The sequence below is a fragment of the Teichococcus deserti genome (assembly GCF_001982615.1).
Lineage (GTDB): Bacteria > Pseudomonadota > Alphaproteobacteria > Acetobacterales > Acetobacteraceae > Pseudoroseomonas > Pseudoroseomonas deserti.
Window position 1 is genome coordinate 1 of sequence record NZ_MLCO01000109.1, and the last position, 18732, is coordinate 18732.

The 18732-nt window shown below is 71.8% G+C and carries 18 protein-coding genes; 5 read left to right on the forward strand and 13 right to left on the reverse strand.

Annotated features, from left to right (window positions below; all coding sequences use genetic code 11):
- The coding region (locus BKE38_RS13195) for a transglycosylase domain-containing protein (protein ID WP_207553560.1) at positions 1-1578 on the reverse strand (1578 nt) is incomplete at its 3' end.
- Between the two features lie 184 nt (positions 1579-1762).
- On the opposite strand from BKE38_RS13195, the gene BKE38_RS13200 reads away from it, so the two are divergent.
- Together BKE38_RS13200 and BKE38_RS13205 are read left to right on the forward strand one after the other, a co-directional pair.
- Positions 1763-3487 carry a cation:proton antiporter domain-containing protein gene (locus BKE38_RS13200; RefSeq protein ID WP_076957778.1) on the forward strand — a complete coding sequence of 575 codons (1725 nt, stop codon included), beginning with the start codon at positions 1763-1765 and terminating at the stop codon, positions 3485-3487.
- Complete coding sequence (locus tag BKE38_RS13205) at positions 3484-4257, forward strand: alpha/beta hydrolase (RefSeq protein ID WP_076957779.1); 774 nt, start codon at positions 3484-3486, stop codon at positions 4255-4257. The genes BKE38_RS13200 and BKE38_RS13205 overlap by 4 nt, the downstream gene beginning before the upstream one ends.
- A 57-nt stretch (positions 4258-4314) precedes the next feature.
- Here the strand turns inward: BKE38_RS13205 and BKE38_RS13210 are convergent, their stop codons facing one another.
- The 9 genes from BKE38_RS13210 to hisB all read right to left on the reverse strand — a co-directional run bounded on the left by BKE38_RS13210 (position 4315) and on the right by hisB (position 12954).
- A complete protein-coding gene (locus BKE38_RS13210; RefSeq protein WP_076957780.1) occupies positions 4315-4737 on the reverse strand; it encodes a hypothetical protein in 423 nt (140 codons plus the stop codon).
- Positions 4734-6290, reverse strand: coding sequence for an ABC transporter ATP-binding protein (locus BKE38_RS13215; protein ID WP_420014326.1), 1557 nt, complete (start codon positions 6288-6290; stop codon positions 4734-4736). The genes BKE38_RS13210 and BKE38_RS13215 overlap by 4 nt, the downstream gene beginning before the upstream one ends.
- Positions 6291-6409: 119 nt before the next feature.
- Positions 6410-7444, reverse strand: a complete 1035-nt coding sequence (locus tag BKE38_RS13220) for an ABC transporter permease (protein WP_076957782.1) — start codon at positions 7442-7444, stop codon at positions 6410-6412.
- Complete coding sequence (locus BKE38_RS13225; protein ID WP_076957783.1) at positions 7441-8538, reverse strand: microcin C ABC transporter permease YejB; 1098 nt, start codon at positions 8536-8538, stop codon at positions 7441-7443. Before BKE38_RS13225 ends, BKE38_RS13220 begins: the two co-directional genes overlap by 4 nt.
- Before the next feature lie 45 nt (positions 8539-8583).
- The gene (locus BKE38_RS13230) at positions 8584-10500 is read right to left on the reverse strand and encodes an extracellular solute-binding protein (RefSeq protein ID WP_076957784.1); all 1917 of its coding nucleotides are present in this window, start codon (positions 10498-10500) and stop codon (positions 8584-8586) included.
- A gap of 168 nt (positions 10501-10668) precedes the next feature.
- Positions 10669-11238, reverse strand: a complete 570-nt coding sequence (locus BKE38_RS13235; protein ID WP_076957785.1) for a GNAT family N-acetyltransferase — start codon at positions 11236-11238, stop codon at positions 10669-10671.
- A gap of 2 nt (positions 11239-11240) precedes the next feature.
- Positions 11241-11891 (reverse strand): imidazole glycerol phosphate synthase subunit HisH, encoded by a 651-nt coding sequence (gene hisH / locus BKE38_RS13240; protein WP_076957786.1) that lies wholly within the window; start codon positions 11889-11891, stop codon positions 11241-11243.
- Positions 11888-12340, reverse strand: coding sequence for a DUF2628 domain-containing protein (locus tag BKE38_RS13245; RefSeq protein WP_076957787.1), 453 nt, complete (start codon positions 12338-12340; stop codon positions 11888-11890). Before BKE38_RS13245 ends, hisH begins: the two co-directional genes overlap by 4 nt.
- Entirely contained in the window at positions 12340-12954 is a 615-nt protein-coding gene (hisB, locus tag BKE38_RS13250) for an imidazoleglycerol-phosphate dehydratase HisB (protein WP_076957788.1), read from the reverse strand. The genes BKE38_RS13245 and hisB overlap by 1 nt, the downstream gene beginning before the upstream one ends.
- 164 nt (positions 12955-13118) lie before the next feature.
- On the opposite strand from hisB, the gene hslV reads away from it, so the two are divergent.
- The 3 genes from hslV to BKE38_RS13265 are packed head-to-tail and all read left to right on the forward strand — an operon-like array spanning position 13119 to position 15839.
- Entirely contained in the window at positions 13119-13673 is a 555-nt protein-coding gene (gene hslV, locus BKE38_RS13255) for an ATP-dependent protease subunit HslV (protein WP_076957793.1), read from the forward strand.
- A 3-nt stretch (positions 13674-13676) separates the two neighbouring features.
- Complete coding sequence (gene hslU / locus BKE38_RS13260) at positions 13677-15011, forward strand: ATP-dependent protease ATPase subunit HslU (protein ID WP_076957789.1); 1335 nt, start codon at positions 13677-13679, stop codon at positions 15009-15011.
- Positions 15012-15029: 18 nt separating this feature from the next.
- Positions 15030-15839 (forward strand): EcsC family protein, encoded by an 810-nt coding sequence (locus BKE38_RS13265; RefSeq protein ID WP_083747525.1) that lies wholly within the window; start codon positions 15030-15032, stop codon positions 15837-15839.
- Positions 15840-15892: 53 nt separating this feature from the next.
- On the opposite strand, the gene recR is transcribed toward BKE38_RS13265, so the two are convergent.
- The 3 genes from recR to BKE38_RS13280 all read right to left on the reverse strand — a co-directional run.
- Positions 15893-16489 carry a recombination mediator RecR gene (recR, locus tag BKE38_RS13270; protein ID WP_076957790.1) on the reverse strand — a complete coding sequence of 199 codons (597 nt, stop codon included), beginning with the start codon at positions 16487-16489 and terminating at the stop codon, positions 15893-15895.
- A 23-nt stretch (positions 16490-16512) separates the two neighbouring features.
- Positions 16513-16854: a YbaB/EbfC family nucleoid-associated protein gene (locus BKE38_RS13275; RefSeq protein WP_076957791.1), complete on the reverse strand. Its 342-nt coding sequence runs from the start codon at positions 16852-16854 to the stop codon at positions 16513-16515.
- 30 nt (positions 16855-16884) lie between these two features.
- Positions 16885-18732: DNA polymerase III subunit gamma/tau (locus BKE38_RS13280; RefSeq protein WP_076957792.1), on the reverse strand; the 1848-nt coding region annotated here is incomplete at its 5' end.

The window sequence follows — 18732 nt, forward strand, 5'->3', positions numbered from 1 at the left end:
CTTGCCACGCTTGCTGTTTTCGTTTTTTTTTGGCACACCGAAGCCGGCATACGAGCTGAGCCCTAGTCGCGTGGGTTCGGCGATCTTTATACGGGGCCGGCCCTGGGCCGGGGTGGCGGCGGTCTGCTCGACCAGGATCACGTCGCCGATGGCGACCACGTCCTGCATCCGGCGTGGCGCGGCGCCCAGGCGGCCGTCGCGGCCGACCGGGCGGGCCCAGGCCATGTCCTCGAAGGGCAGCGTCGCCTGGCGCGGCTGCGCCGGGGTGGCGCGGTCGGGGCGCTCGACCCAGGCGACGCGCGCCTCGCGGTTCTCGACGCCCAGCACCACGGCCAGCTTCCACTCCGGCAGCGCACCGGGCGGGCGGGTCGCCGCCTCGAGCGCCGGCATCCATTCGGTCGGACCCGTGGCGATCTTGGTCACGGCGCCACGCCAACCACCGCGGCGGCGGTCGTATGAAAGAAGCCCGTCGCGCAGCGCGGCCTCGGTCGCGGCCTGCAGCCCGGGCTCCATGCTGGTGCGGACCACGAGGCCGCCCATGGTGGTCTGGTCCTGGCCGAAGCGGGCGACCAGCTCGCGCCGCACCTCCTCGGTGAAATACTGGCCGGTGGCGACCGTGTCGGGGCGGGCGCGGCCGCGCACCACGATCGGCTCCTGCTTGGCGGCCTCGGCCTCGGCGCGGGTGATGGCGCCATCCTCGGCCATGCGGTCCACCACCCAGTCGCGGCGGGCCTTGGCCGCCTCGGGGTAGCGGTTCGGGTTGTAGTTGTTGGGCGCCTTCGGCAGGGCGGCGAGGAAGGCGGTCTCGCCGATGGTCAGCTCGTCCAGGCCCTTGTTGAAGTAGTTCATCGCCGCCGAGGCGACGCCATAGGCCTGGGCGCCGAGGAAGATCTCGTTCAGGTAGATCTCGAGGATGCGGTCCTTCGGCATGGCGCTTTCCAGCCGGAAGGCCAGGATCGCCTCGCGCACCTTGCGCATGATGGTGCGGTCGTTGCCGACCAGCATGTTCTTGGCGACCTGCTGGGTGATGGTGGACGCACCCCCCGCCCGGCGGCCGGAGGCCAGCGCCTCGACATTGGTCAGCGTGGCCCGCGCGATGCCGATCGGGTCGACGCCGTGGTGGTCCCAGAAGCGCTGGTCCTCGGCGGCGGTGAAGGCGGCCTGGACGCGCTTGGGGATGGCGCCGATCGGCACGAAGACCCGGCGCTCCAGGGCGAGCTCGGCCATCAGCTTGGAATCGGCGGCGTAGATGCGGCTCATCTGCGGCGGCTGGTAGTCGGCGAGCCACGCATGCTCCGGCAGGTCCGCCGTCGCCTGGCGATAGAAGCCGTAGCCGGCGATGCCGCCGACCGCGATGCCGGCCAGGCCCACCGCCAGGCCGAAGCCGGCCAGCCGCGCGATGAAGCGGCCGACGCCGCCGCGCTTGCCGCCGCCACCGCCACCCTTCTTGCCGGTCTTGCGCGGCGGGCGCGGCGGACGACCGGGCGGCGCCGCCGCGGGCTCCTGGCCGGCAGGTTGGGAGGCAGGAGCGCGGTCGCCGACCAGAGGACGGTCGGCGCGGAGGTCATTCGGTGCCATGGCCGGCTCCCCTTACACCCTCGGACGCTGCGGCGCGAAGCTCCGAGTGGAGATGGCAGACAGATGGGACAAGCTGGGCGGTCACACCAGGGTGAGGCGCGTAACGCCCGGTAAGCGCCAGTGGCTATCGCTGGTTGCAGCCCGCTCTTACTCTGGCGGCTCAGTCCTGCCGGTGCCCCCTGCCATGCACAATGCGCCCCCGCTCCTCGCCATCCTGGTGCTGGCCCTGACGCTGTCCTTCGTCTTCGGCCTGGCGGCGCGGCTGCTGCGGCTGCCGCCGCTGGTGGGCTACCTGGTCGCCGGCGCGCTGGTCGGGCCGCACACGCCGGGCTTCTCCGCCGATCTGGGCTTCACCGCGACGCTCGCCGAGGTCGGCGTCGGCCTGCTGCTCTTCGGCGTCGGGCTGCATTTCCGCGCCGAGGACCTGCTGGCGGTGTGGCGCGTCGCACTCCCGGGCGCCCTCGCCCAGGTCGCCATCGGCGGCACGCTGGGCGGGCTGGCGGGGATCGCGCTGCTCGGCCTGTCCGGCCCCGGCGCGCTGGCCTTCGGCCTGGCGCTCTCCATCGCCTCCACCGCCGTCGCGACAAGGGCGCTGGAGGAGCGCGGCCGCCTCTCCGGCGAGGCCGGGCGGCTGGCGCTGGGCTGGCTGGTGGTGCAGGACCTGGTGGTGGTGCTGGGGCTGGTGCTGCTGCCGGCGCTGGCCAGCGGCTCCTCCGAGGGGCTGGGCTTGTCCATGCTGCGCGCGGTGGGCGAGCTGGTGGCCTTCATGGCGGTGATGCTGCTGGCCGGCCGCCGCGTGCTGCCCTGGGCGCTGCGGCGCGTCGCCCGCACCGGCTCGCGCGAGCTGTTCACCCTGGCCGTGGTGGTGGCGGCGCTGGGCGTCGCGTTTTCCGCGACCATCCTGTTCCATGTCTCCTTCGCCCTCGGCGCCTTCTTCGCCGGCATGGTGCTGGGCGAGAGCGACCTGGGCCACCAGGCCGCCGCCGAGACCGTCCCCCTGCAGCGCGTCTTCGCCGCCATCTTCTTTTTCTCGGTCGGCATGCTGCTCGATCCGGCCAATCTGGCGGCCGCGCCCTGGGCCTCCGCGGCCGCGGTCGTCGTCGTGCTGCTCGGCATCGGGGCGGCCACCTTCGCGCTCCTCCTGCTGCTGCGCGTCCCCCCCGCCACGGCGGCCGTGGTCGCCGCCGCCATGGCGCAGATCGGCGAATTTTCTTTCGTTCTGGCCGAACTGGCGATTGGCCAGGGCATGCTGCCGGCCGAGGTGCGCGGCCCGATCCTGATGGGCGCCTTCGGCACGATCCTTCTCACCCCGCTGACCTTCCGCGCCTTCGGCTGGACGGCGCAGGGCCTGGCCGGGCAGCCGCACCTGTCGCGCTGGCGCGAATCCGGCCGCCGCCCGGCCCCGCATGCCGCCCTGCCCGGGCTGCAGGGCCATGCCATCCTGGTCGGCTATGGCCGCGTCGGCAGCACCATTGCCGCCGCCCTGCGCCGCCACAACCTGCCCCTGGTCCTGGTCGAGGAGGACCGCCACGTCGCCGACCGCGCCCGCGCCGACGCCCTGCCGGTGATCTGGGGCGACGCCGCGCGGGAGGAGGTGCTGAACGCCGCCCGCCCGCGCCAGGCCAAGCTCCTCATCCTGGCGCTGCCCGGCGCCTACGAGGCGCGCCAGGTCATGGCGCTGGTGCGCGCGGTGAACCCCACCATCGAGGTCGCGGTGCGCACCCATGACGACGACGAGATCGCCTGGCTGCGCCAGGAAGGCGGCGTCGGCCTGGCCGTCATGGGCGAGCGCGAGGTGGCGCTCGGCATGGCCGATTTCGCGATGCAGCGGCTGGGCGTGCCGGCCTCCACCGCCCAGGCCACCGTCGACGTGCTGCGCGCCCGCATGCCCGGCGAGGCCGCGGCATGACCCCCGAGGGTCCGCTGAGCCGCCCTCACCTGTCGCGCCGCGCCGCCGCCGGCAGCCCGACCCTGCTGCTGCTGCACGGCGCCGGCTGCGGCGGCTGGGTCTGGGATGCCTTTTCCGGTGCCTTCCAGGACGCCGGCTATCCCGTGGAGGTGCTGGACTTCACCCGCCAAGCGCAGGGGCGCGATGCCGGGCTCGGCGACTACGTGTCCCAGGCCCGCGCCGCCCTGTCGGAGATCGAGGGGCCGGTGGTGGCGATCGGCCATTCGCTCGGCGCGCTGGTGGCGCAGCGCCTGCTGCTGGAGCCGCAGCTCACCGCCGCCGCCCTGCTCTGCCCGGTGCCGCCGGAAGGGCTGTGGTTCACCGCCGCCCGGCTGGCCTTCGCCGATCCGACCCTTTTCGCCGAGGCCGCCCGCCTGGACGCGCCCCCCGGCAGCGCGCCGCCGGAGCTGGCCGGCAGCCTGTTCGGCGCGGCCATGCCGGCGGAGGCGGCGCGCCGCTGCATCGCCCGCATGGGCGGCGAAAGCCCGACCGCGCTGTGGGAGGCGCAGGCGCCGCAGCCGGTGCCCTATGGCTGGCTGCACCGCCGCCCGGTGCTGGTGCTGGGCGCCGGCCAGGACCGGCTGATCCCCTCCGACGCGGTGGAGCGCTGCGCCTTCTGGCATGGCGCGCCGGGCGTCGAATTCTTCGCCGAGCTCGGCCACCTGATGATGCTGGAGCCGGGCTGGCCCGCCGTCGCCGGGCGGGTGCTCGCCTGGCTGAAGCGGCTCTAGAACTTTGTTTGATCGCGTGATTCAGGCTTTTCGGTGAGTCCACCTCAAGCCATCACGCTAATAGGCCGCTTCGATCTCGCGGGCGAAGTCGCGCCAGCTGTGCTTGCGGGTGGCCGCCTTCGGCGTGCCGTCCGGCAGCGTCGCATAGAGGGTCAGCGCCCCCTTGGCCCAGAGCCCGTCGAACAGTCGCTCATCCGAGAAGGCGAGCTCGGTGGTGCGGGCGAAGACGCCGTCCTTCACCTTCGGCTGCACCTTCCACAGCCAATAGGCGATGCCCGCCACCAGCAGCAGCGCGCCGATATGGATGTTGACGATGCGGGCGCCCAGGAAGCTGATCACCAGGATCAGCACCGGCATCCACAGCGTCTCCACCGGGCGGTACACCGGCGAGCCGGGCGTGTTCATCTTTCGGATATGCACGCCGAGCTTGATCCGGTCCTGCCGGACCAGCTCCTTCAGCGTCTCGAACTCTTCGCTCATGCGGCGCTTGTCTCACTCCCCTCGCCGCCGGGGTTGAAGGCGGCGCGCATCAGCGCCTTGGTATAGGGGGCCTGGGGATTGGACAGCACCGCCGTCGCCTCCCCTTCCTCCACCACCTGGCCGCCTTTCAGCACCATGATCCGGTGCGCCATCGCGCGCACCACCCGGAGGTCATGGCTGATGAACAGATAGGCCAGCCGGTGCCGCGCCTGCAAATCCCGCAGCAGCTCCACCACCTGCGCCTGCACCGAGACATCCAGCGCGCTGGTCGGCTCGTCCAGCACCAGCAGCCGCGGCTGCAGCACCAGGGCGCGGGCGATGGCGATGCGCTGCCGCTGCCCGCCGCTGAACTCGTGCGGGTAGCGCTCGGCCGTGCCGGGGTCGAGACCGACCTCCGCCAGCGCCGCCGCCACCCGCTTCTGCCGCTCGGCGCGCGAGACGTCGCGGGCATGCACCGCCAGGCCCTCGCCGACGATCTCGGCCACGCTCATCCGCGGCGACAGCGAGCCATAGGGGTCCTGGAACACGATCTGCATCCGCGCCCGCAGCGGCTGCAGCGCCTGCCGCGTCAGCCCCTGGATCGGCCTGCCCTCGAAGGTGATGCCGCCGGTGCTCTTCTCCAGCTGCAGCAGCGCCAGCCCCAGCGTCGTCTTGCCCGAGCCGCTTTCGCCGACCAGCCCCAGCGTTTCCCCTTCGCGCAGGTCGAAGGAGATGTCGCGGCAGGCCTGGATGGCGCCGACCTGGCGGCGCAGCAGCCCGCGGCGGATCGGGAACTCGACATTGACCTGGCTGGCCTGCAGCAGCACCGGCGCGCCCGCCGCCACCGGCGCCGGCTGCCCGCGCGGCTCGGTCGCCAGCAGCATCTTCGTGTAGTCGTGCTGCGGGTTGACCAGCACCTCGGCTGCCGGCCCCTGCTCGACCACCCGGCCATGCCGCATCACCACCACCTTGTCGGCATGGGCGCGGACGATCGACAGGTCATGGGTGATCAGCAGCAGCGCCATCCCCAGCCGCTGCTTCAGCTCCGCCAGCAGCGCCAGGATCTGCGCCTGGATGGTGACGTCCAGCGCCGTGGTCGGCTCGTCCGCGATCAGGATCTTCGGGTCGTTGGCCAGGGCCGCGGCGATCATCACCCGCTGCCGCTGCCCGCCCGACAGCTGGTGCGGGAAGGCGTCCAGCCGATGCGCCGGATCCGGCAGCCCGGCCCGCTCCAGCAGCTCGATCACCCGGGCGCGAAGTGCCGCGCCGCGCAGCGGGCGGTGCAGCTGGATCGCCTCCGACACCTGCCGCCCCACCGTGTGCAGCGGGTTCAGGCTGGTCATCGGCTCCTGGAATACCATGCCGGCGACGCCGCCGCGCAGCCGCTGTAGCTCGGCCGGCGAGGCTTGAAGCACATCGACCCCGTCCAGCACGACATGGCCGGACGGGTTGGCGCCGGCGGCAGGGAGCAGCCTCAGGCAGGACAGCGCGGTGACGCTCTTCCCCGAGCCGCTCTCGCCGACCAGCGCGACCGTCTCGCCCGGGAACACGTCGAACGACACATCCTCGACCACCGACCGGCCGCGGAACGCGACACCCAGGCCAGCGACGGACAGCAAAGCACCAGGGGCGCTGCCCCTGGACCCCGCCGGGAGGACAGTGTCCCCCCGGGCCCCGCCATCAGAAAGCGACGTCATGCTCCACCCCCAGGCAGCTTGCGGGGGTCGAAGGCGTCACGCACCGCCTCGCCCACGAAAATCAGCAAGGTCAGCACGCCACCCAGCACGAAAAAGGCCGAGAAACCCAGCCAGGGCGCCTGCAGGTTGTTCTTGCCCTGCGTGACAAGCTCGCCCAGGGACGGCGACCCCGGCGGCAGGCCGAAGCCCAGGAAGTCCAGGCTCGCCAACACGGTGACGCTGCCGGACAGCAGGAAGGGCAGGAAGGTCAGCGTGGCGACCATGGCATTGGGCAGGATGTGGCGCACCATCACCGAAGCATCCGACACACCCAGCGCCTTGGCGGCCCGCACGTAATCCAGGTTGCGGCCGCGCAGGAACTCGGCGCGCACGACGCCGGTGAGTGCCATCCAGGAGAAAAGCAGAAGAAAACCGAGCAGCGTCCAGAAGCCGGGCGCCAGCATCGCCGACAGGATGATCAGCAGGAACAGCTGCGGCATGCCCGACCAGATCTCGATGAAGCGCTGGAACACCAGGTCGATCCAGCCGCCGTAATAGCCCTGCACCGCCCCTGCCGCGACGCCGATGACCGAGGCCGTCAGCGTCAGCGCGAAGCCGAACAGCACCGAGATGCGGAAGCCGTAGATCACCCGCGCCAGCACGTCGCGCGACTGGTCGTCGGTGCCCAGCGGGTTGCGCCAGGAGGGCGGCGCCGGCGAGGGACGGCCGAGGTCCTTGATGATGGTGTCGTAGCGGAAGGGCAGCGGCGGCCAGACCACCCAGCCGCCCTTGGCCTGGATCTCCTCCAGCAGGGCGGGGTCGCGCCAGACGGCGGCGGTGGGGAAGCCGTCGGGGATGATGTCGCTCTCGGCATATTCGACGGCGACGGGGACGTACCAGCGGCCCTCGACCTTGGCCAGCAGCGGCTGGTCGTTGGCCACCAGCTCGGCGACCAGCGTCACCAGGAACAGCGCCAGGAAGATCCACATCGACCACCAGCCGCGCCGGTTGGCGCGGAAATTGGCCAGCCTGCGCCGGGTGATCGGGCTCATCGCTGCGCCTCGAAGTCGATCCGCGGATCGACCAGCGTGTAGGTGACGTCGCCGACGATCTGCATGACCAGCCCCAGCAGGGTGAAGATGTAGAGCGTGCCGAACATCAGCGGATAGTCGCGGCGGATCGCCGCGTCGAAGCCCAGCTGCCCCAGCCCGTCCAGGGTGAAGACGATCTCCACCAGCAGCGAGCCGGTGAAGAAGATGCTGATGAAGGCCGCGGGGAAGCCGGCGATGATCAGCAGCATCGCGTTGCGGAAGACGTGGCGGTACAGCACCCGGCCTTCGCCGGCGCCCTTGGCCCGCGCGGTCAGCACGTATTGCTTGCCGATCTCGTCCATGAAGGAATTCTTGGTCAGCATGGTCAGCGAGGCGAAGCCGCCCACCACCATCGCCGTCGTCGGCAGCACCATGTGCCAGGCATAGTCCGCGACCTGCCGCAACCACGGCCATTCCGAGGCGCCGGAGGAGGCGAGGCCGCGCAGCGGGAAGACCTGCAGGAAGGAGCCGCCGGCGAAGAGCACCACCAGCAGGATGGCGAAGAGGAAGCCCGGGATGGCATAGCCCACCAGCACCAGGGCGGAGCTCCAGACATCAAAGCGGCTGCCGTCGCGCACCGCCTTGCGGATGCCGAGGGGGATCGAGATCAGGTAGATGATCAGCGTCGACCAGAGCCCGAGGCTGATCGAGACCGGCAGCTTCTCCCAGATCAGGTCGATGACGCGGCGGCCGCGGAACAGGCTCTCGCCGAAGTCGAAGGTGACGTAGCCCTTCAGCATCTTCAGGAAGCGCTCGGCCGGCGGGCGGTCGAAGCCGAACTGCCGCTCGATCTCGCGCACCACCGCCGGGTCCATGCCGCGCGCGCCCGCATAGGTGTTGCCGCCCTCGCCGCCGCTGCCGGCGGCCGAGCGGATCTCGCCCTGGCTCTCGCCGGTCAGCCGGCCGATGGTGCTGCCGCCCTGGCCGCGCATCTCGGCCAGCGCCTGCTGCACCGGCCCGCCCGGCGCCGCCTGCACGATCAGGAAGTTGATCAGGATGATGCCGAACAGCGTCGGCACCAGCAGCGCCAGGCGCCGCAGCAGATAGGCGCCCAAAGCCTCAGCCCTCCCGCCGCGCCAGCCCGACCTGCATCAGCCCCGTCAGCCCGCCTGGCTGCGGTCGGCCGGCAGCGCCTTGTCGCGGGCCGCGTCCACCCACCAGGAATCAAGCGCCAGGGCATAGCGCGGGTTGCGCTCCGGCCGGCCGAACTTGTCCCACCAGGCGGCGCGGAACACCCGGCTGTGCCAGTGCGGGATGACGTAGAAGCCCCAGAGCAGCACCCGGTCCAGCGCCCGCGTCCGGTCGATCAGCGCCTGCCGGTCGGGGGCCGCCACCACCAGCTCGACCAGCGCGTCGACCACCGGATCGGCGATGCCGATGCGGTTGCGGCTGCCCGGCTTCTTCGCCTCGGCCGAATCCCAGTAGTCGCGCTGCTCGTTGCCCGGCGACAGCGACTGGCCGATCACGTCGATCGTCATGTCGTAGTCGAAGGCGTCCATCCGCACCTGGTACTGCGCCGGGTCGACGGTGCGCAGCCGCGCCTCGATGCCGAGCCGCTGCAGCGCCTGGATATAGGGCAGCCCGACCCGCTCGAAGGTCGGCCCCTCCAGCAGGATCTCGAAGCTGAAGGCCTCGCCCTTCTCGTTCTGCAGCCGGCGGTCCTTCACCGTCCAGCCGGCCTCCTTCAGCAGCGCCAGCGCGCGCCGCGCATTCTCCCGGTTGGCGTTGCTGCCATCCGAGGTCGGCACCCGGAACTCGGTGGTGAACAGCTCCTCCGGCACCCGGCCGCGGAAGGCCGAGAGCACCATCAGCTCGCCTTCCGAAGGCAGGCCGCTGGAGGCCAGCTCGGAATTCGAGAAGTAGGAGCTGGTCCGCGTGTAGCTGCCGTAGAACAGGTTGGCGTTCATCCATTCGAAGTCGAAGACCAGCCCCAGCGCCTCGCGCACCTTACGGTCCTGGAACTGCGGCCGGCGCAGGTTCATGAAGAAGCCCTGCATGCCGGTCGGCAGCTCGTGGCGGATTTCTTCCTTCTTCACCAGGCCGCGGCGCAGCGCGGGGAAGTCGTAGGCTGTGGCCCATTCCTTGGCCACGTTCTCCGAGCGGAAGTCGATCTGCCCGGCCTTGAAGGCCTCCAGCGCCACGGTCGCGTCGCGGAAATACTCGTAGCGCATGACGTCGTAGTTGCTGGTGCCCTTGCGGGTCGGCAGGTCGCGTCCCCAGTAATCCGCCACCCGGCGGTAGGTGACGCTGCGCCCGGCCTCGAAGGCCTCGAGCTTATACGGCCCCGAGCCCAGCGGCGGCGTCAGCAGCGGCGCCGAGAAGTCGCGCCCTTCCCACCAGTGCTTCGGCAGCACGGTCAGCTGGCCCAGGATCTGCGCCAGCTCGCGGTTGTCGGCGGTCTTGAAGCGGAAGGTGACGCGGCGCTCGTCCTCGGCCACCACCTCCGACACGTCGCCCCAATAGGCGCGGTAGAAGGGGCGGCCCTTGTCGCGCAGCGTCTCGAAGCTCCAGACCACGTCGGCGGCGGTGACCGGCCTGCCGTCATGCCACTTCGCCGCCGGGTTCAGGATGAAGGTGACGCCGCGGTTGTCGCGCGGCAGCTCCACCGCCTGGGCGAGATGGGCGTATTCGCAGCTGGCCTCGTCGCTGCTGGGCACCATCAGCGCGTCGTAGATCAGCGTGCTGCTGCCGGCCGCCGGCGCCCCGCGCAGGATGAAGGGGTTGAAGCTGTCGAAGCTGCCGACGGTGGACAGCACCAGCTGGCCGCCCTTGGGCGCCGTGGGGTTGACCCAGGGCCAGTGGGTGAAGTCGGCCGGCAAGGCGGGCTCGCCCAGCAGCGACAGCGCATGGGCGCGGCGCGGCGGCGGCGCGGCCTCGGCGGCGGGCGCCGCCGCTGGAGGCGTGCCAGGGGGCGTGCCAGGGGGCGTGCCAGCCGCCGGGGCTTGCGCGAAGGCGCGCGGCATGGCCGCGCCCGTGGCGAGGAGGAAACCGGAGGAGAGCAGGTCGCGACGGCGCATGCCCCTAAGATGGCGGCATCCCCCCCATGGCGACAACCTTTCTTGCGGGGCTTCTTCGCGGCTGCCGCGGTCTTGTTGAGGCTCGGCGCGCGAAACCACGGACGGCCGTTACCGGCCGACACACTATTCGCCAAAAAGACTTAAGCCGGAGGACTCAGGCAGGAAGCCTCAAGCGGGCCGGCGCAGGTCCAGCGTGCGGCCGTGCGGCGGCTCCAGCAGCTTGTAGTAGTGGTGGCCGGCGACGGTGCGGCCCTTCACCCGGGCATAGGCCGGATGCGTGCCCCAGCGCGTGTAGCCCAGGCTTTCGAACAGGGCGATGGCGGTCGCCTGGGTCTCGCGCACGTCGAGGTTCAGCACCCGGTGGCCGAGTGCGGCCGCCCGTTCCTCGACCCGCTGCACCAGCAGCCGCGCCAGGCCGTGGCCGCGGGCATAGGGGGCGATATAGGCATGGGTCAGCTGGGCGCCGAAGGCCTGCGCCTCGTTGTTGCGCGGCGGCCGGATCAGCTGGGCCGAGCCCACCGGCACCCCGTCGAGGCGGGCCACGAAGAGCTCGCAGGCCGGCACCAGCAGCACGCCGCGGAAATGCCGGGCCAGCGCCTCGCGCCCCTGCGGGTCGACCCAGCCGAAGCCGCCGCCCTCGATGATGGCCGCATCCGTCGCCTCGCAGAGATCGGCGAGCTCGGCGTCGTCGAGGGTCTCGGCGCGCTCGACCTGCAGGGCGTGCTGGGCAGTGGGCATGGTCAGGGGCGCCAGGTCATGAAGTTGGCCAGCATGCGGAGGCCGGTGAACTGGCTCTTCTCGACATGGAACTGGGTGCCGAACAGGTTGTCGCGGCCGATGATCGCGGCGACCGGCCCGCCATAGTCGGTGGTCGCCAGCGTCTCGCCCGGCCGGCCGCCGGACAGGGCGTAGGAATGCACGAAATAGGCGTGGTCGCCGGGCGCCACGCCCGCCATCAGCGGGTGGCCCGGCGTGAAGTCGAGCGCGTTCCAGCCCATCTGCGGCAGCGGCAGCGGCTTTCCGGCAGGGTCCTGCGGGTCCATCGGCGCGATGTCGCCCTGGATCCAGCCGAGGCCCGGGGTCACCCCATGCTCCAGCCCGCGCCCGGCCATCAGCTGCATGCCGACGCAGATCCCCAGGAACGGCACGGCGCGGCGGATCGCGGCGTCCTCGACCGCCTCGATCATGCCGGGCATGGCGTCCAGCCCGCGGCGGCAGGCGGCAAACGCCCCCTGGCCCGGCATGACGATGCGGTCGGCACCCGCCACCGCCTCGGCCCGGGTCTCCACCGTGATCTCGGCATCGACGCCGGCATCCGAGGCTGCGCGGGTCAGCGCCCGCAGCACCGAGGCCAGGTTGCCCGAACCCGGATCGACCACCGCAACCTTCATGCCGGCTTCCCCTGCAGGCTGCCACATTCCGCCGCCGCCCAGTCCGGACGGCCTTCCAGCGCGCGGGCCAGGGCGGCATCCGCATCGCGCGCCAGCACGACGCCGGCCACCGGCCGGCCCTGCCGCGCCAGCGTCCAGCGCCGGATGTCCTGCGCCTGCAGCCCGGTCAGCAGCGCCAGCAGCCCGAGGCCGAGGTCGCGCAGCGCCTCCGGCAGCAGCAGCGCCAGCAGCACGGCGACAGCCAGCCACAGGAGGACGGCCAGCCATTGCCCGTGCCGCAGCAGCCAGAGCGGGCCGAACAGGAAGGCGCTGAACGAAAACCCTTCCGGCACCAGGGCCAGGCCCGGACCCGCCGGCGGGCGGGAGCGCGCCGCCCCCGTCGCCGGCACCGAGGCGCGCGGCGACATGGCGGCCATCCCGGCCGGCAGGTGGACGGTCCAGCCGCGCATCACCCCTCCAGCACGCCCTTGGTCGAGGGGATCACCCCCGCCGCGCGCGGATCGGGCTCGACCGCCTGGCGCAGTGCGCGGGCCACGGCCTTGAAGACGCCCTCGGCGATGTGGTGGGCATTGGTGCCGGCGCGCTGGATGACATGCAGCGTGATGCCGCTGTTCATCGCGAAGGCGCGGAAGAATTCCTCGAACAGCTCGGTGTCCATCTCGCCGACCTTGTCGCGCGGGAAGGTCACGCTCCAGGCCAGGAAGGGGCGGCCGGAAATGTCGATGGCGGCCTCGGCCAGCGCCTCGTCCATCGGCACCACGGCATGGCCGTAGCGGCGGATGCCGCGCTTCTCGCCCAGCGCCTGCTTCACCGCCTGGCCGAGCACGATGCCCACATCCTCGGTGGTGTGGTGGAAATCGATATGCAGGTCGCCCTTGGCCTCGACCGCGAGGCCGAGCATGCCATGCCGGGCCAGCGCGGTCAGCATGTGGTCGAGGAAGCCGATTCCCGTGGCGATCCTGCCGGCGCCGGCCTCGGGACCGGCATCAAGGTCCAGGCGCAGGCGGATATCGGTCTCGCTGGTGGCGCGGGTGATCTCGACGATGCGGGGCGCGGGCTGCATGGCGCCTGATTAGACCGGGCGACCCGGCTTGCCCAGGGGGCGCTGCGTCGCGCGGTTTTTCGCCAGGCGGAATTTAGCGGAAGGTGAACCAGCGGAGACGTGACAGGCAGCGTCGGGCCGCCCCCCGCTTGCTGCGGCGCCTGGCCGATGCCATCTGCCTCGGCATGAACGTCTCATCGCACGATCCGATCGGCTGGCACGGCACGACCATCCTCTGCGTCCGCAAGGATGGGAAGGTCGCCATGGCCGGCGATGGCCAGGTCAGCCTCGGGCAGACCGTGGTGAAGGGCAATGCGCGCAAGGTGCGCCGCATCGCCAACGGCAAGGTGCTGACCGGCTTCGCCGGCGCCACCGCCGACGCCTTCACGCTGCTGGAGCGGCTGGAAGCCAAGCTGGAGCGCTTCCCCGACCAGCTCGAGCGCGCCGCCGTCGAGCTGGCCAAGGACTGGCGCACCGACCGCTACCTGCGCCGGCTGGAGGCGCTGCTGGCGGTCGCCGACAAGGACCGCTCGCTGCTGATCACCGGCAATGGCGACGTGCTGGAATCGGAGGATTCCATCATCGGCATCGGCTCGGGCGGCAACTACGCGCTCGCCGCCGCCCGCGCGCTGATCGACATCGAGGGCATCTCCGCCGAGGAGATCGCCAAGAAGGCCATGGGCATCGCCGCCGGCATCTGTGTCTACACCAATGGCCGCTACGTGCTGGAGACGCTCTGACCCATGTCCGAGACCCTGACCACCGAGGCTGTGAACCTCTCGCCGCGCGAGATCGTCTCCGAGCTCGACCGCTTCATCATCGGCCAGAACGACGCCAAGCGGGCGGTCGCCATCGCGCTGCGCAACCGCTGGCGCCGCCAGCAGCTGCCCGAGGCGATGCGCGAGGAGGTGGTGCCGAAGAACATCCTGATGATCGGCCCGACCGGCTGCGGCAAGACCGAGATCGCCCGCCGCCTGGCCAAGCTGGCCGACGCCCCCTTCATCAAGGTCGAGGCGACCAAGTTCACCGAGGTCGGCTATGTCGGCCGCGACGTCGACAGCATCATCCGCGACCTGGTGGAGATTTCCATCACCCGCCTGCGTGAATCCTCCCGCAAGGCCGTCCAGGCGAAGGCGGAGCTGGCGGCCGAGGAGCGGCTGGTGACGGCGCTGGTCGGCGAGGGCGCCTCCGGGGAGACCCGGATGAAGTTCCGCCGCATGCTGCGCGAGGGCAGCCTGGAATCGAAGGAGGTCGAGGTGCAGGTGGCCGAGCCCGCCAGCCCCGCCGCCGGGATGGAGGTGCCGGGGATGCCGCCGCAGCAGATGGCCGGCATCCAGGAGATGATGGGCAAGATGTTCGGCCGCCAGGCGCGGCCGCGCAAGCTGACCGTCGCCGAGGCCCGCATCGCGCTGACCCAGGACGAGGCCGACCGGCTGCTCGACCAGGAGAAGCTGACCCGCGACGCCGTCGCGCACGCCGAGAATCACGGCATCGTCTTCATCGACGAGATCGACAAGGTCTGCGCCCGCTCGACGGATGGCGGCGGCCGCGGCGGCGACGTCTCGCGCGAGGGCGTGCAGCGCGACCTGCTGCCGCTGATCGAGGGCACGACGGTCGCCACCAAGCATGGGCCGGTGAAGACCGACCATATCCTGTTCGTGGCGTCCGGCGCCTTCCACATCGCCAAGCCCGCCGACCTGCTGCCGGAGCTGCAGGGCCGCCTGCCGATCCGCGTCGAGCTGGGCGCGCTGACCCGCGACGACTTCCGCCGCATCCTGACCGAGCCCGAGCATTCGCTGTCGAAGCAGTATGTCGCGCTGCTGGGCACCGAGGGGATCACCCTGGAGCTGACCGAGGATGCGATCGACGCGGTGGCGGACCTGGCCGCCGACATCAACGCCCGGGTCGAGAATATCGGCGCCCGCCGCCTGGCGACGGTGCTGGAGAAGCTGCTGGAAGAGATCTCCTTCACCGCCAGCGACCGGCAGGGTGAAACCGTGAAGGTCGATGCGGCCTATGTGAAGGAGAAGGTGGCGCCGCTCGCCGCCAGCGCCGATCTCAGCCGCTTCATCCTGTAACCCGGAGCCCGCCGCGCCATGAGCGACAGCCTTCCCGCCACCCTGCCGGCCACCCTGCCTCTGCCGGCCGAAGCCGAGGCCCAGCTCGCCGAGGCGCGCCGGGTGCTGGAGGAGAGCTCGCTGGCGGCGCGGCTGGCGGGCATGGCGGGGACGCCGATCGAGGCGCTGCGCCGCCGCCTGCCCGGCGTTGCCCAGGGCATGGTGGACAGTGCGGTGAAGACGGCGCTGGCCAAGGCGCTGTCGGCCGCCATGCGCAGCGAGCCGGCGCGCAGCCTGCCGGGGGTTTCCTCCGACTGGCTGCATCGCGGGCTGGCGGCGGCCAGTGGTGCTGCCGGCGGTGCCTTCGGCCTGGCCGGCACGCTGGTCGAGCTGCCGGTCTCCACCACCCTGCTGCTGCGCCAGATCGGCGCCGAGGCGGCGGCCGCCGGCGAGGACCCGACCCGGCCGGAGACCGGCGCCGAATGCCTGAAGGTCTTCGCGCTCAGCGGCAACACGCCCGCCGACGACGCGACCGAGACGGGCTATTTCGCCACCCGCCTGGCGCTGGCCCAGTTCCTGCCGACGATGGGAGCGAACCTGCTGCCGGGCTTCATCGCGGCGATTGCCGCCCGCTTCACCGGGCCGGTGCTGCTGAAGCTGGGCGCCCAGGCGGCGCCGGTGATCGGCGCGGCGGCAGGGGCCGCGGTGAACCTGGCCTTCCTGGAGCATTTCCGCAGCCTGGCCCGCGCGCATTTCTGCGTCCGCCGGCTGGAGCGGGACTATGGCGCGGATGCGGTGCGGGCGGCCTATGAGGTGCTGGACGCGCGGGCGCGCCACCAGCGCGGCTGAACAGATGTGGGGGTCCGGGGGCATTCAATGCCCCCGGCGCTTCCTTGCTTGCTTCAGGCCGGCCGCCGCGCCTTGAGCGCCGCCGCCAGCGTCCCGTCATCCATGACATCCAGCGCCCCACCCATCGGCACGCCCTGGGCCAGCTGGGTGACGCTGACTCCCGAGGCCGCCAGCCGGTCCGCCAGGTAATGCGCGGTCGTGGCGCCGTCGACGGTGGCCGGCAGCGCCAGGATCACCTCGCGGATCTCGCCGGCGGCGACGCGTTCCAGCAGCGGCTCGATGCGCAGGTCTTCCGGTCCGACGCCGGACAGCGCCGCCAGCACGCCGCCCAGCACATGGTACAGCCCGCGATGCACATGGGCGCGTTCCAGCGCCCAGAGGTCGGCGACGCCTTCGACGACGCAGACGATCTCCTGGTCGCGATGCGGGTCGGCGCAGATGCGGCAGGGGTCCTCGGTGTCGAGGTTGCCGCAGATCCGGCAGGGCCGCACCGATTCGGCCGTGTCGTGCAGCGCCTGGGCCAGCGGCAGCATCAGCCCGCCGGGATCCTGCAGCAGCTTCAGCGCGGCCCGCCGGGCGCTGCGCCGGCCAAGGCCGGGCAGCCGCGCCAGCATCGCCACCAGGCGCTCGACCTGATCGGGACCGCGCATCAGGGGGGATCGGCCCTGGGGGATCAGAACGGCAGCTTGAAGCCGCCGAGCCCGCCGCCCATCCCCGGGATGTTCAGCCCGGCCGTCGCCTTCTGCATCTCCTCGGCCATCATGGCCTCGACCTTCTGCTTGGCATCGGCATGGGCGGCGACGATCAGGTCCTCGAGGACCTCGCGCTCCTCCGGGTCGACCAGGGAGGGGTCGATGGTCAGCTTCTTCAGGTCGCCCTTGCCGGACAGCGTCACCTTCACCATGCCGCCGCCGGCGGCGCCGTCGACCGTCATGGCGTCCAGCTTGGCCTGCATCTCGGCCATCTTGGACTGCATCTGCTGGGCCTGCTTCATCATCGAGGCAAGGTTCTTCATGGGTCCTCCGCGGGAGACTTGAGGGGAAACTTACGGGTCGAGGTCGTCGAGATCGGCGAATTCGGCGTCCAGCGGAGCGAAGTCCGGCCCGTCGATCAGAGTTTCATCCGGCACGTCGGCGCCTTCCGCCGCCTCGGGCGCCGGCGGCAGGCCATAGGCGTCCAGGCTGTCGTCGCGCAGCGCCTCGACCTGGGCGCCGGGGAAGGCCAGCAGGATCGCCTGCACCATGGGATGGGCGCGGGCGATCTCCAGCCGCTCGCTGGCGACGTGGCTGCGCTGCTGGGCGATGGTCGGCTCGCCCTCGGCATTGGAGAGGGAAATGGTCCAGCGGCTGCCGGTCTGCTCCAGCAGCAGGGCGGCCAGCTGCGCCGCCAGGTCGCGCGGGGCGGCGGCGGTCTGGCGCATCTCGATGCGGCCGGGAGCGAAGGCGACCAGATGGGTCGAGTGCAGCAGATGCGCATGCACCATCGGCGCCCGGCCGGAGGCGAGCGCCACCACCTCGCGGAAATTGCGCGGCTGGGCGACGGCCGCAGGAGCGGGGCTGGCCGCCAGCAGGGCCGTGGCGCCGCCGCCGGCCATCGCCCGGCTGCCGCCGCCACCGCCGGAGGGCGCGGCAGGGGGTGCCGTCAGGCTGGCGCCGTTCTCGGCCAGGCGCTTCACCAGCTCGCCCGGGGTCGGCATCTCGGCCAGATGCGCCAGGCGGATCAGCACCATCTCGGCCGCGGCGCGGCGGTCGGGGGCCTCGGCCACCTCGGAAATGCCCTTCAGCAGCACCTGCCAGGCGCGGCCCAGCACCGGGATGGTCAGCTTCTCGGCCAGGCCCGTGCCGCGCACCCGCTCCTGCTCTGGCAGGGAAGGGTCCTGGCGCAGGGCGGGCACGGCGCGCAGCCGGGTCAGGGTATGGGTCAGCTCCAGCAGGTCGGCCAGCACCACGCCGGGGTCGGCGCCGCGCTCATGCCCGCCATCCATCGCCGCCAGCACGGCTGGGATGTCGCCGCGGAAAGCCGCCTCGAGCAGGTCGAAAAGAAGAGAACGGTCGGCCAGGCCCAGCATGTCGCGGACCAGCCCGGCCTCGACGCCCTCGGGGCTGCCGGCGGTCTGGGCGATGGCCTGGTCCAGCAGCGACAGCCCGTCGCGCACCGAGCCGTCGGCGGCGCGCGCGATCATGGCCAGCGCGGCGTCCGAGGCCGGCACCGCTTCCGCCGCCGCGATCCGGGCGAAATGGGCGCGCAGCTGCTCCTGCGGCACGCGCTTCAGGTCGAAGCGCTGGCAGCGCGACAGGATGGTCGCGGGCACCTTCCGGATCTCGGTCGTGGCGAAGAGGAACTTCACCTGCGGCGGCGGCTCCTCCAGCGTCTTCAGCAGCGCATTGAACGCCGCCGTCGACAGCATGTGCACTTCGTCGAGGATATAGACCTTGAAGCGGGCGCGGGCCGGGCGGTAGCGCACCGCCTCGCGCAGCTCGCGGATATTGTCGACGCCGTTGTTGGAGGCGGCGTCGAGCTCCAGCACGTCCGGATGCCGGTCGGCCAGGATCGCCTGGCATTCGGCGCAGACGCCGCAGGGCTCGGCGGTCGGGCCGCCCTGGCCATCGGGACCGACGCAGTTCAGCGCGCGGGCGATGATGCGGGCGGTGGTCGTCTTGCCCACGCCGCGCACGCCGGTGAGCATGAAGGCATGCGCCACCCGGTTCTGCGCGAAGGCGTTCTTCAGCGTCCGCACCAGCGCATCCTGGCCGATCAGGTCGGCGAAGCTCTGCGGGCGGTATTTGCGGGCGAGGACGCGATAGGGCGTCGCCGGGGCATCGGCGGGCGGGGCCACCAGCGGGGCCGAAGCCGGCGCCGGGGCCGCCTCTCCGAACAGGCCGGGGCCTTCAGG